Source organism: Flintibacter sp. SJQ-8, from assembly GCF_054108085.1.
The window spans coordinates 140,752-154,326 of record NZ_JBPJWR010000016.1 but is presented as its reverse complement, the minus strand read 5'-3'; the positions used below and the strand labels follow the sequence as shown (position 1 = coordinate 154,326).

Genomic DNA, 13,575 nt, shown 5'->3' with positions numbered 1-13,575 from the left:
TCTGTCTATCGGTCAAAGCCCGCCTCCGGGAAAACGGCGGCGGGCTTTGACGTGTTAAGATTTTATAAAGAAAGTATACCATTCCGGTGGAGGTGCGTCAAGTATAGAGAAAAAACGGATCGCCACGTCGCCCCTGTGGGGCACCTCGCAATGACAGGACTAGGGGAGGATGGGGGAGAGACAGGATTCCAAACTCTCCTCGGCCCCGTCCGCCAGTTCCAGCCGGAGCTGGTAGGTATAGTCGCTGTGCTGAAACAGGACGTCATAGATCAGAGGGCTGTCCTGGGGCTGCTGCCAGAAGACCAGGGTGCCGTCGATCTTCTGGCGCTGCTGAGGGAAATTCTGATCGGGAAACGTCTCTGTGCTGGTGCGGTTCTCGAAATAGACGTGGACAGACAGGGCGGAGAGAGGCTGGTTTTCGCCGGAGAACGTGTAGTCTGCGTCCAGCTGGTCCCACCGGTCCGGGTCCTCCTCGCCGCCGGAAAGGCAGCGCAGGGTGCGGCTGGCGCTGTCCACCGTCAACCCCGCCATGTCATAGGTGAGACAGCCGCACCGGTCCGCCATCTCCTGGTCGGAGTTAAAGGTCAGCACCACGTCCTCCGGCGGACCGCATACCGGACCGGGGAGCAGCATCAGCCCCCACGCCCCCACGGCGTAGAGCAGCAGGGGACAGAGGAAAATCACGCACAAAAGGCCAAAACGGTTCCACACAGTTTTCATAGACCGGACCTCCTTGTCAAACGGCAGGGCGGCGGACACTTCTCTGACTTCATCATGCAATAAGTCGGGAGAAATGTCAATGGAGATCACGAAAAGAATGGGAACTCACGCAGTAGATATTCAGCTATTAAACAGATTAAATTTACGCTGCAAATAGCATTCGATGAATAAAGCCGCCTGTTTGTCCTCTTCTTCAGAAGCAGACGGTTTGTGATTCACGATTATGATGGTATCACTCCACGCAGCGTCACTTGTATTCTTCAAAAATATTCTGGCATATCTGTGATCTTTTTTATCTTTCCAATCGTCAAATAACAAATCAGGGTTAGAATAATTGGTCTTTCCGGCAACGATCCCATAGCTTTTACCATTGATGCTGAAAAACTTAATATAAGCGAAATATTCGTTCTTCCCTTTGCGGCAGCTCTTTATTTTCGCTTTTGTTGCCTGTTTTATTTCGATGATGTCTCCAAAATATGACGCATTGTTTGTCAGTTCTTTTAAAATGTATTCTTTGGAATACCATTCAAATGGCAAACTTACTCCGCCATGAGAAACCGGAAATGTTTCTCCGTTTATATTCTCGCTCATAACGCAAGATCCTACTTTCTCTTTTTTCAAAAAATGGGCAGCCCCATTATAATCGGGACTGCCCATTTATCATTTTATTCTCAGTACAGCTTAGCGCCGGCGGGGATGTGGGGGTCCACCATCAGCAGGTGCAGGCGCTCCTCGCCCTCCTCGCTGTGGACGGCGGAGATGAGCATGCCGCAGGAATCGATGCCCATCATGGGGCGGGGGGGCAGGTTGGTGATGGCGATGCAGGTCTTGCCCACGAGCTCCTCCGGCTCGTAATAGGCGTGAATGCCGCTGAGGATGGTCCGGGGGGTGCCGGAGCCGTCATCCAGGGTGAACTTCAGCAGCTTCTTGGACTTCTTCACGGCCTCGCAGGCCAGGACCTTCACGGCCCGGAAGTCGGACTTGGAGAAGGTCTCAAAGTCCACAAAGTCGGCAAACAGGGGCTCGATCTGCACCTTGGAGAAGTCGATCTTCTCCTCCGCTTGGGCGGCGGGGGCAGCGGCGGGCTTGTCCTCCTTCTTGGGGGTGTCCAGGGGCTTCATGGTGGGGAAGAGGATGACCTCGCGGATGGTCTCGGCCCCGGTGAAGAGCATGACGGCGCGGTCGATGCCCATGCCCATGCCGCCCGTGGGGGGCATGCCATACTCCAGGGCGGTGAGGAAGTCCTCGTCCATCATCTCGGTCTCGTCATCGCCCCGCTCCCGCTGCTCCACCTGCTTTTCAAAGCGCTGGCGCTGGTCGATAGGGTCGTTCAGCTCGGAATAGGCGTTGCCCATCTCGCTGTGGCAGATGAAGAACTCAAAGCGCTCGGTGAGGCGGGGGTCCTTGGGGCTGCGCTTGGTCAGGGGGCTGACCTCCACGGGGTACATGGTGATGAAGGTGGGCTGGATCAGCTGTTCCTCCACCTTCTGATCGAAGCAGGCGTACAGGGCGTTGCCCCAGGTCTTCTCGGCGGCGTCGGCCAACTCGATGCCCTTGGCCTTGGCGGCGGCCACGGCCTCGGCATCGTCGGAGATGGCGTCGAAGTCAATGCCCACATACTTCTTCACGGCCTCCACCATGGTCATGCGGGGCCAGCCGGGGGTCAGGTCGATCTTCTCGCCCATCCATTCCAACTCATAGGTGCCCAGATACTTCTGGGCGAAGGTGGTGTACACGCCCTCAGCGATGTCCATCATGTCGTGGAAATCGGCATAGGCCTGATACAGCTCCACGGTGGTGAACTCGGGGTTGTGCTTGGGGTCCATGCCCTCGTTGCGGAAGATGCGCCCGACCTCATACACCCGGTCCATGCCGCCCACGATCAGCCGCTTCAGGGGCAGCTCGGTGGCGATGCGCATGTACATGTCGATGTCCAGGGTGTTGTGGTGGGTGACAAAGGGCCGGGCGGCGGCACCGCCGGCGATGGTGTTCAGAACGGGGGTCTCCACCTCGATATAGCCCATGTTGTCCAGATAATCCCGCAGGTGCTTGATGAACTGAGAGCGGATGACAAAGTTCCGCTTCACCTCGGGGTTGACGATCAGGTCCACATAGCGCTGACGATAGCGCAGCTCGGTGCTGGTCAGGCCGTGGAACTTCTCGGGCAGGGGGAGGAGGGACTTGCTCAGCAGGGTGCAGGTGACCACCCGCACAGACATCTCGCCCCGCTGGGTGCGGAACACGATGCCCTTCACGCCCACGATGTCGCCGATGTCATACTTCTTAAAGCGGGCATACTCCGCCTCGTCCATCTCGTCCTTGCGGGCATAGAGCTGGATGCGGCCGGACTTATCCTGCATGTCGCAGAAGGACACCTTGCCCATGCCCCGCTTGCTCATCAGACGGCCAGCCACAGAGACCTCCTGGCCCTCCAGGGCGTCGAAGTTCTCCTTGATGTTGGCGGCGGTGTTGTCCACGTCGTATTTGGTGATCTGGAAGGGGTCGTTTCCGCTCTCCTGAAGCTCCTTCAGCTTGTCCCGGCGGATCTGTAACAGCTGGGACAGGTTCTCCTGATTCTCCTGATTCTTTTCGGCCATGTTGCCACTCCTATCTATATCGTGTCTCGGCCGCAATGGCCGCATTGGGTGAAATTACCGCTCCACCTTGAGGATCTTATACTCCACGGGGCCGCCGGGGGCGTCCACGGTGATGTCCTCGCCCTCGTTGTGGCCCAGCAGGGCCTTGCCGAAGGGGGAGTCCTCGGAGATGGTGCCCTTGGCGGGGTCGGCCTCCTGAGAGCCAACCAGCTTATAGGTCTCCTCCTCGTTGAATTCCTTGTCCAGCACGGTGACGGTGGAGCCCAGGCGGATGAAGTCGCCCTCCTTCTCCTCCTCCTCGATGACCACATAGTTGGAGAGGATGTCCTCCAGCTCGGCCATGCGGGAGTAGAGCTTGCCCTGCTCGTTCTTGGCCTCGTCATACTCGCTGTTCTCAGACAGGTCGCCGAAGGAGCGGGCCTCCTTGATGAGCTCGGCCACCTCCTTCTCCCGGACGGTCTTCAGATAGTTCATCTCGTCCTGAAGAGCCTTCAGACGCTGGGGGCTGAGTTTGTATTCCTTCGCCATGTTCGTCGCACACCTTTCTATATGGCCGCCGGAAATGCCCCCGGCGGCAGATGACCCAAAAATTTTGGGCATAATAACGCAGTATCACTTAGTATAGAAGTTTCTGGCCGGGATGTCAAGTATCAAGTCAAGTGATTTTCAGCTGCTCAGGTCCCAATCGCCCGCCCTCCCACAGGGCGGACAGCAGGGGCAGGTCCTCCCGGTCCGTTGGGGCCAGATCAGGCGCGGAAAAGCGCAGTCCCGCCAGATCGGGCTCGGGGCCGAACAGGGTGAGGGCGGGGCAGGGGTTAGCATCCTCCGGTTCTGTTCCGGGCTGGAGCAGGAGGGCCGCCTGGGCGGGGGCGTCCGCCGGGAGAATGGGCAGGCCGTACTCCCGCCGCAGCCAGGCCGCCAGTTCCTCCCCGCCCTGGGGGGCGGAGATGGTCAGCCGCCGCACCCGGGGGCACAGGGCCAGGGCGGCCCGGAGCATCTCCCCGTCCGCCCGACGGCCCCGCAGGGCCACCGTGGCCCGGTCCGGGGCCCGCCCCTGCCGCTCCAGCAGGGATGCCGCCAGAGGGGCCGCCTGGGCCCGGAGAAAAGCCCCCGGGTCCACCGGACGCAGTCCCAGCTTCAACAGCAGGGGCCAGCGGTCAAAGCCCGCCGGGACCAGTGCCCGGACCGCGCCCCCGGCGCACAGACTGCGGCCCGCCCGTTTCAGCCGCCGCTCCCCCCAAAAGCCCTCCGGGTCGGCCTGACACCGGAGCACCGGCAGCCCATACAGCAAAGCCCGCCGCGGCCCGCCCCGCCCTCCGTCAAACACCAGCTGCCCCAGCACAAAACCGCCCCCTCCCCAAGAGGATATGCGGGGGAGGGGGCGGACAGGACTGCCGCTTTTCAAAACCAATACAACTGAGGTTGACATAAGACTACATGTCTATACTCCCCCAGGAGTATATCTGCAAGCCCTGTTTCTTTATAGAAAATAGCACAATTTTCTTTGCTTTCGTTACATTTTCTCGCGGCCCTCTTGTATTTCCCTATAAACGTGTTATAATCCAGGTGAATTTGAAGAAAAAATCCGAAAATATATCCTGTTCGTTCCAATTTTGTGAGTTGCTGCTTGATTGAGCCTTTCAGTTATACCGCACCATAAAAAAGCGCCCGTGCAGCACGCAGATCAATCTGTGTACCGCAGGGCGTTTTTTATTTTCGTTTCAGCAGCTCCACCATGCTGCACACCACGGCGGCCTCTTCCTCGTTCAGCTCGGAGATATCCAGAAAGCGCCGGGGCTGGCGGCAGAGGAGATAGTCCACCGTCACGCCGAACACGTCGGCGATGCGCACCATCACCTCATAGGAGGGCAGACGGATGTCCGTCTCGTAAGACGAGACCATAGACGCCGTCACGCCGATGCGCTTGGCCACCTGGGCCTGCGTCAGATGTTTGTCCTTGCGCAGCTGCTTCAGCCGCTGTGAAAACTCCACCATGTGGCCATCCCCCCTTATTACTACGTTACTACTATACATGGCAAAATATTTCCGTTAGAAATGTTTACTATGCATATTAGTTGATATTTAAATTTTCTTCTGCTACAATGGAGCTGTAGCACGAAGCAGAAAGGAGGTCAGCTTGTCCCAGCCGTCCGCCCCCCTGACCCAGGGCGTCCCGCCGGTCCGCGCCGCCGGGAGCGGATGAACTGTCTCGTGGCCGGAGTTCGTTCCCCAACACACACGATAGACACGATAGGAGGAATCAGACACGATGAAACGAAAACTTTTGGCCTGTCTGTTGTCCGCGGCAATGGTGGTATCCCTGCTCCCCACAGCAGCGTTTGCGGAGGGCACAGACGAAGAACAGCCGTCTGCGGTTGAACAGACTGCGCAAGCAGAAGCGGACACAGAGACCGCCGAAGCGCCGCAGACCACCTATGTGGCCGAGACGGAAGACGGCACACAGTTTGAGACCCTGGCCAAGGCCGTAAACGCCGCTGAGAGCGGCAGCACCATCACACTGACGGACGACATCGATGTTGCCCAGACCCTCGTTATCACCAAAGAACTCACCCTGGACCTGGACGGTCATACGCTGAGCAATTCAGATGACATCTGGACCAGGGGCGGTAAAAATGACTGGTCGCTGATCTCGGTCCGCGAGAACGGAGACCTGACCATCACCGGCAGCGGTAAGCTGGCCGCCAAAGAAAACGACTGTTACGCCGTTGACGTGCAGGGCGACAACGCGGCGGTCACCATTAAAAACGGCACTTTCATCGGCAACATTCATGCTGTGTATGTTAATATCGGCGTCGCCTATATTCAAGGCGGCACTTACTCGATCCAGCAGACGTATCCCAATGCCGATAGAGCATATGAGTTTGTATTGAACCTGTACGACGAAAATCGCGCAAACGGGACCGCCAAAATGTTTGTTACCGGCGGCACGTTTGTAAATTTTGACCCGGCAAACTGCAAGGCCGAGGGGGAGGGCACCAATTTCTGCGAGGACGGCTATGTTTCCATCCAGAACGGCAACACCTATACGGTCAAGTCTCTGGAAGAAGCCGCGGTTGCCCAGTCCGGCGAGAAGCTGTACCTGTCCATCGCTGATGCCCTGGCTGACGGCGCTGCCGACATCAAACTGCTGCAAAACACAGCCGAGGACGTGGTCATCCCCCCTGACAAGACCACCGTTCTGGACCTGAATGATAAGACCCTGACCAACGCGAAGGGCCACACCATCACCAATAACGGCACCCTGACCATCAACGGCGGCGGCACGGTCGACAACGTGAGCCACCAGAAGGCCGCTGTGCTGAACAATGTGGGCGGCACCGTCACCATCAACGGCGGCAGCTATACCCGCAGCGCCGAGGCCAGCACCTCCGATAAAAACTCCGGCAACAATTCCTACTACGTTATCGAAAACCAGGGCACGATGACCATTGCCGACGGTACCTTCAAGTTCTCCGATGCCAACACCGGCCTCTTCTCTTCCCTAATCCACAATGGCTGGTATGACGGCAGCAAGAACACCAACAAGGTCGAGTCCGTCCTGAACATCAGCGGCGGCAGCTTCACCGGCGGCGTGATCACCCTGAAGAACGACGACTATGGCTCCGTTACCATGACCGCTGGGACCTTTACCCAGCCTGTCAGCAATTATTGGTGCATCTATAACTTCAACAAAGCCTCTATCAGCGGCGGCACTGTTTATGGAAATATTGCCGCTGCGTATATCTCCGGTGGTGCTGATGAGGGCAAGCTGAACATCTCCGATCTCTTCATGCTTAACGGTCATGTGAAAGCCGCCAATGAGGGCGCTCAGATCGCCATTCTCGGCGGTTACTTCACCACTGACCCCTCCGCCTACTTTGGTCCCAACAAGGCCCTGGTGGCCAGTGACAAGGCTGGGTATGCCTATAAGGTCGGCGACAGGGCCCAGGATATCGACGTGGACACCGCCGTGGCGGCTGGCGAGCCAACGGTCACAGTCCCCACTGATATTCAGCTGACTGCGGACGATGTGAAAGAAGCCGCCGCCAAGTCCGCTTCTGATCTGACCGAGGCCGCCGCTTCTGCCGGTATGACAAACGACGATAAGGTCGTGGGCGACAGGAAGGACGCTGCAGACGCTCTGACAAAGGCCAGCGTGACTGTGACCGAAAGCACTGACATCACCGTGTTCGTCCAGCCCTATTTGGATGTTGCGGTGAAGAGTGCCGACAAGGAGAAGAACACCCTGACCCTGGATATCTCCGCCAAGTACAACGTGGTTGCCACCACGGCTGACAACGCCGACGATATCAAGCTGCCGACTGATAACGAGGGCGCGGCCAATGCCGTCATCGTCAAGGAAGCCCAGCCCATGACCGTCACCACCCCCGTGGACATCACCATCGCCCTGCCCGACGGCTTCCCCGTTCCCAGTGATAAGACCATCTATGTCCAGCACTTCAAGGATGACAATAAAACCACCACCCCCAATTACATCTACGAAGCCAAGGTCTCTGAGGACGGCAAGACCGCTGTCTTCACAAACCCCAACGGCTTTTCTACCTTCGTAGTGACCTCCACTGCCGCCGCCAAGATCGGCGACACCTATTACGCCGCCCTGGCTGACGCCGTGGCCGCTGTGAAGAACGGCGAGACCATCGTCCTGCTGGCTGACAACGACGAGACCGTCACCGTTGACCGCACCGTGAAGTTCACCCTGGACAAGGGCGAGTTCCAGTTCAACGGCGAGGTCAAGGCCGGCAGCAACACCACCGTGAAGAACGAGAACGGCGAATATGAGTTCACCTACACCGCGCCCTCCGGCGGCGGCGGTGGCGGCGGTTCCTCCTCCACCCAGAGCAAGCCTGCCGTCTCCTTTGACGACGTGGTGTCCGGAAGCTGGTATGCCGAGGCCGTGAACTATGTGGTGGACAAGGGCCTGATGAGCGGCACCGCGCCCCGCACCTTCGCCCCCGACGCCCAGACCACCCGGGCCATGATGTGGACCGTGCTGGCCCGCCTGGACGGTCAGGACGTGTCCGGCGCCTCCCCCTGGTATGACAAGGCCATGACCTGGGCCACCCAGAGCGGCGTGTCCGACGGCACCATGCCCGAGGTGAACATCACCCGGGAACAGCTGGCCACCATGCTCTATAGCTATGCCAAGCTGAAGGGCTTGGAGGTCATCCCCAACGGCATGTCCCTGTCCAAGTTCAGCGACGCTGACAGCATCTCCACCTGGGCCAGCGAGGCCGTGTCCTGGGCCGCTTACGCCGGCATCATCTCCGGCCGCAGCGACGGCACCGTGGACCCCACAGCCAGGGCCACCCGCGCCGAGATGTCCGTGATGCTCATGCAGTTTGCCAAGCTGCTGGAGAAGTAAATCCCTTTTAGACTAAGAAAACCCGACGGTTCTGAGGAGCCGCCGGGTTTTTCATGCCTGAAAACATATTAAAACTGGATTTTTATTGACTGATTCTGACAAAAACACTATACTGATTTTAAGAAAACTGCACAGATATTCGGAGGTGATCGTATTGGCAGACAAGGCGGTCCAGACGTTGTCGGAACAGGAAAAGACCATCTCGCTGTTTGAGTTCATCAAAGAGCTGAACAAGCTCAAGCACAAGGTCGTTTTGAACCTCAGGGACTATCCGTGGCACGTGGCCCTTTCTGACATCCCCGTTTTTCCAGAGTACATCAAGGTCTGCTATCGGGACCGGGTGGAGGAAGAGAGCGAGACGGCGGACGATCTGCTGCTCTCCGTCCGCAAGCCGGAGTTTGAGGAGTGCCCGGCTCCCGATGACTGCTTCTCCCACTGGCTGGCCCCCGGCTGGGACGATCATCACGGGGACGCGGAGGTGATCTTGGAGCGAAATATTCCCGCTGAAGATCAGGATGGGGGAGAGGCTCCAGAGGAAGACACCGCCGTGGAACGGTTTGAGGACAGCCCTGAGCGGGTGGCGGCCTATCAGGGGTGGCAGGCGCTGCGCACGGCGTGGGCGGACAGACAGGGGGTCATCGAAAAGACGCGGGAACTGTTTACCGACCTGTATCAGCTCTATTTCCAGCTACAGCGGGAGTCGGAGACCGAGGAGATCATCGTGGCCAACGGCATCCTGCGGGACGTGAAGACCCCCGGCGTGGCGCATCCCGTGCTGACCCACCGGGTGCAGCTGGCGTATGACGCCATGGAAAACGTCATTTCCGTCCACGACACAGAGAGCGCCTCCGAGCTTTACTCCGTGCTGTTTCAGATGATGGATGGCGTCAATCTGGACGCCATCAACCGCCTGAATGACGACCTGCGCACCAACGACTATCATCCCCTGGACAGGATCGGCACACCGGACTTTCTGAAAGCGCTGGTGCGTCAGCTCTCCGCCGACAGTATGTTCTCCCCGGCGGGGGTCCCGGAGGGGTGGAGCAAGAAAAACCGCCTGCTGCTGTATCTGGAGCCATGCTACATCGTCCGCAAGCGGCTGGACGGGACCCCCAAGGCCATCGAGAAGATCATTGAGAACATCCAGCAGACCGGGATCGTGCCCGCGCCCATCGCCGACCTGGTCAGCGGGGGCAAGATTGATCTGCCGGAGGACGACGGCGAGTGGTCCATTGAAGAGCAGCTGGCCGCCGTGGGCGGCGAGAGCGTGGACGTGCTGCTGTCCAAAGAGGCCAACAAAGAACAGCTGGAGATCGCCCACCGCATCGAGCAGTATAACGCGGTCCTGGTGCAGGGCCCCCCGGGCACGGGCAAGACCCACACCATCGCCAACCTGATGGGTCATTTTCTCGCCCAGGGGAAGAGCGTCCTGGTGACGAGCCACACGAAAAAGGCGCTGAGCGTCCTGAAGGAAAAGGTCGCGCCGGGGCTGCGGAGCCTGTGCGTGTCCGTTTTGGACGATTCCAATCTGGACATGGAGCGCTCGGTGGATGGCATCACCGATCAGATGTCCAAGACCACCGCCCACGAGATGCAGCGGGAGATGGACCGCCTTGCCGGGGAGCGCAGGGACATCATCGCCCGGCTTGCCGCTGTCCGGCGGAAGATCTTCGCGAGTTTGAACCGGGAGTGCAGCTGCATGGTGTACAACGGGGAAGAAATCTCCCCGTCCAGGGCCGCGGCGTTCGTGCTGGCCCACGAGGGCGACCTGTCCTATATCCAGGGCCGGGTCCGCCTGGACGCCCCTTTGCCCCTGACATTTCAGCAGCTGACGGAGCTCTATCGGAGCAACCGGTTGGTGTCCAAATTGGACGAAGCGGAGCTTGCGGTGGATCTGCCCGACCCCGCCGACCTGCCGCACCCGGCGGAGTTCCAGCGCATCCAGGCGGAACTTCGTTCCATGCAGGACCGGCTGAAAGAGATCGAGCAGACGAAAGTGTGGACGATCGATGACCGCCCGCTGGAACAGCAGCTGGACGTTGACGGCCTGGACGGCCTGAACGGAAAAATCACGATCCATTATCCCCAGCGGGACGCCTTGCAAGAGCTTTCCGAGTACGTGCGCGGATTTTCCTCCATCGACCCGTGGATGCGGGCCGCCGCGGTGGACGGCAAAAACGGCGGCCCTTATCTCCGCCGCTGGGAGCTGCTCATCGAACAGATCGAAGGGACCTGCCGCTGTGGAGAGGCGCTGGTGGAGGAGCAGTTCGGCGTGGAGATCGTCTTTGCGCAGCCCGACCGCGCAGGCGACTTAAAATCGGCCTTCCAGGCCCTGAAAACTGTGCTGGGTCCCAACGGGAAGATCCCGGCCCTCACCCGGATGTTCCACAAGGACTATGTGGCCGCCCACGAGAGCGTCACGATCAACGGCAAGCTGGCCCAGTCGGCGGCGGACTGCGACCTGGTGCTCCACGTGATCGAACTGAAAGAGGCGCGCCGGAAATGCGCCGCCTACTGGGACGAGCTGCTGGGGAGCCACGGCGTTCCGAAGTTCCTGGAACTGGACGCGGTCTCTCCCGAACGCATCGCCCGCAACTGGGTCCCTCACATCCAGAAATATCTGAACTGGTATCAGCAGGACTATGCGCAGCTGCGTGAGAAGCTGACGGCGGCGGGCGTCCCCGCTGACCGGCTGTTTGGCGTCAGTCCGATGGACTCCGACCTGTCCGCCACGGATAAAATTCTGAGTGCCGTGGAGCACACCATTCCTAGGCTGTGCGAGGCCATCGCCCTCGTCCTTGACCTGGACGAGCGGGAGGCCGTCCTCCGGCGGACCGGAGATACGCTGCTTTCGGGGAAACGTGTGAATAGCGCTCTTTGCACCGCGCTGGCAGAGGCGGTCTCAGCGGGCGACACGCAAAGATATGGGGACGCGTTCTCCTCCCTGGAAGAGACGCATGGAAAGTATGCGTTGCAGCGGGAGCGCACGGAGCTGCTGAGCATCTTAAAGCCCATCGCGCCCCAGTGGGCCGACGCGATCCAGAACCGGGAGGGGGTCCACGGAGGGGATACCGTCCCGGATACCATCGAGGACGCGTGGAAGTGGAAGCAGCTCTCCGGCAGGATCGACGAGATCACACGGGAACCCTTTGAGCAACTTCAGGCGGACAGCCTGCGGCTCAGCCGGGAATATCGGGCCGTCACGGCGGAGTATGCGGAGACGTGCGGCTGGTATCACCTTCTGCGCAGAACAGAGGCCGACATTGACATGAAGCAGGCCCTCCAGGGCTGGAAGCAGACCGTCAAGCGCATCGGCAAGGGCACGGGCAAGACCGCTCCGGCCCTGAAGGCCAAGGCGCGGGAGCTGATGGCACGGTGCCAGTCGGCGGTGCCCTGCTGGATCATGCCCATCAGCCGCGCGCTGGAGAGTCTGGACCCCAAAGAGAACCGGTTCGATATCGTCGTCATCGACGAGGCCAGCCAGTCGGACATCTCCTCCCTTGCCATTTTGTACATGGGCAAAAAGCTCATCATCGTCGGCGATGACAAACAGGTCAGCCCCATGGCCGTGGGCACGGACACGGACAAAATGAGCGCCCTGGAGCAGATGTATCTGAAGGACAAAATTCCAAATTCCCACCTGTACAACGCGAAGACGTCCATCTATGACATTGCGGCTACCACGTTCCAGCCGCTGATGCTCCGGGAGCACTTCCGCTGTGTGCCCGAGATCATCGGGTTCAGCAACATGCTCTCCTATGACTATAAGATCAAGCCCCTGCGGGACGCCAGCAGCAGCGCCCTCCTTCCGGCGGTGGTCAGCTATCGGGTGGCCGACGGTCAGCGCATGGGGCGGCTGAAGACCAATCCCAAGGAGGCCGAGGCCGTCGTCGCCCTGCTGAAGGCCTGCCTGGAGCAGGAGGAGTACCGGGGGAAGACCTTCGGCGTCATCTCTCTGCTGGGGGATGAGCAGGTCAAGGTCATCCAGCGGGAGATCGAGGGGGAGATTGACGCCAAAGAGATCGTCGCCAGGAACATCCTCTGCGGAAATTCGGCGAATTTCCAGGGGGACGAGCGGGACGTGATCTTCCTCAGCCTGGTGGACAGCGGCGACGGGACCGGCCCTCTGCCCATGATGGGCTTCGGCGTGGACAACGCCATGCGGAAACGCTATAATGTTGCCGCCAGCCGGGCGAAGGATCAGCTGTGGGTGGTGCATTCCCTGGACGCGGCCAACGATCTGAAGCCGGGGGACATGCGAAAGCGCCTGATCGACTATGCGGCGGACCCTCACGCGGCGGAGGTACAGCACGGGGAGATCAAAGCGCATGCGGAGTCACCCTTCGAGCGGGCCGTGGCGGAGGACCTCGCCGACCGGGGATATCACCTGGTCCAGCAGTGGGCGGTGGGGGCCTACCGCCTGGATATGGTCGCCCTGTGCGGCAAAAAGATGGCGGCCATTGAGTGCGACGGGGAGCGCTGGCACAGCGGCGCGGAGAAGGTCCGGGAGGACATGGAGCGGCAGACGATCTTGGAGCGGCTGGGCTGGCGCTTCATCCGCATCCGCGGCAGCGAATATTACCGCGCGCCGGAGAAGACGATGGAGCGGGTCATCTCCCAGCTTGCGGCCTTTGGCATCGAGCCGGAAGCCGCCGAAGACAGCGGTACAGGCGGACAAGACGCCTCTGAATTGCTGAGCCGGGTGAAACTTCGCGCCGCACAGATCCTGGAGAGCAGACGCGACAAGGAGGACCCCATCGACCTGGAGACCATCCAGGCCGCCCTCGACCCCAAGCGCATCGTCCCGCAGCGGGTCAAAGAAAAGAGCGGGCCTGTTCAGATGGTGCTGCCGGGGATGGAGAAGTGATGGTAAAC

At 59.9% G+C, this 13,575-nt stretch carries 8 protein-coding genes; 2 read left to right on the top strand and 6 right to left on the bottom strand.

The window, feature by feature from the left end:
* Window positions 1-159: 159 nt before the first annotated feature.
* From ACSAMP_RS12170 to ACSAMP_RS12145, 6 genes are all read right to left on the bottom strand, one after another.
* Window positions 160-720, bottom strand: coding sequence for a hypothetical protein (locus ACSAMP_RS12170; RefSeq protein ID WP_457800645.1), 561 nt, complete (start codon window positions 718-720; stop codon window positions 160-162).
* A gap of 120 nt (window positions 721-840) precedes the next feature.
* On the bottom strand, window positions 841-1,311 hold the full coding sequence (locus ACSAMP_RS12165) for a hypothetical protein (protein WP_441795978.1): 471 nt from the start codon (window positions 1,309-1,311) through the stop codon (window positions 841-843).
* 80 nt (window positions 1,312-1,391) lie between these two features.
* A complete protein-coding gene (gene lysS / locus ACSAMP_RS12160) occupies window positions 1,392-3,317 on the bottom strand; it encodes a lysine--tRNA ligase (RefSeq protein ID WP_457800644.1) in 1,926 nt (641 codons plus the stop codon).
* Window positions 3,318-3,371: 54 nt separating this feature from the next.
* The gene (gene greA, locus ACSAMP_RS12155; protein WP_441795976.1) at window positions 3,372-3,845 is read right to left on the bottom strand and encodes a transcription elongation factor GreA; all 474 of its coding nucleotides are present in this window, start codon (window positions 3,843-3,845) and stop codon (window positions 3,372-3,374) included.
* Window positions 3,846-3,972: 127 nt separating this feature from the next.
* Window positions 3,973-4,659 (bottom strand): hypothetical protein, encoded by a 687-nt coding sequence (locus ACSAMP_RS12150; protein ID WP_457800643.1) that lies wholly within the window; start codon window positions 4,657-4,659, stop codon window positions 3,973-3,975.
* 368 nt (window positions 4,660-5,027) lie between these two features.
* Window positions 5,028-5,312: a helix-turn-helix domain-containing protein gene (locus ACSAMP_RS12145; RefSeq protein WP_457800642.1), complete on the bottom strand. Its 285-nt coding sequence runs from the start codon at window positions 5,310-5,312 to the stop codon at window positions 5,028-5,030.
* A 274-nt stretch (window positions 5,313-5,586) separates the two neighbouring features.
* Between ACSAMP_RS12145 and ACSAMP_RS12140 the strand changes: the two genes are divergently transcribed.
* Together ACSAMP_RS12140 and ACSAMP_RS12135 are read left to right on the top strand one after the other, a co-directional pair.
* Entirely contained in the window at window positions 5,587-8,700 is a 3,114-nt protein-coding gene (locus ACSAMP_RS12140) for an S-layer homology domain-containing protein (protein WP_457800641.1), read from the top strand.
* A 154-nt stretch (window positions 8,701-8,854) separates the two neighbouring features.
* Window positions 8,855-13,567, top strand: a complete 4,713-nt coding sequence (locus ACSAMP_RS12135) for a PDDEXK-like endonuclease domain-containing protein (RefSeq protein WP_457800640.1) — start codon at window positions 8,855-8,857, stop codon at window positions 13,565-13,567.
* Window positions 13,568-13,575 lie beyond the last annotated feature (8 nt).

What these genes read in the sequence shown, in the direction of transcription:
- ACSAMP_RS12145 (WP_457800642.1), bottom strand. Translation starts at nt 5,312, where the DNA reads ATGGTGGAGTTTTCACAGCGGCTGAAGCAGCTGCGCAAGGACAAACAT.
- ACSAMP_RS12140 (WP_457800641.1), top strand. Translation starts at nt 5,587, where the DNA reads ATGAAACGAAAACTTTTGGCCTGTCTGTTGTCCGCGGCAATGGTGGTA.
- ACSAMP_RS12170 (WP_457800645.1), bottom strand. Translation starts at nt 720, where the DNA reads ATGAAAACTGTGTGGAACCGTTTTGGCCTTTTGTGCGTGATTTTCCTC.
- ACSAMP_RS12165 (WP_441795978.1), bottom strand. Translation starts at nt 1,311, where the DNA reads ATGAGCGAGAATATAAACGGAGAAACATTTCCGGTTTCTCATGGCGGA.
- lysS (WP_457800644.1), bottom strand. Translation starts at nt 3,317, where the DNA reads ATGGCCGAAAAGAATCAGGAGAATCAGGAGAACCTGTCCCAGCTGTTA.
- greA (WP_441795976.1), bottom strand. Translation starts at nt 3,845, where the DNA reads ATGGCGAAGGAATACAAACTCAGCCCCCAGCGTCTGAAGGCTCTTCAG.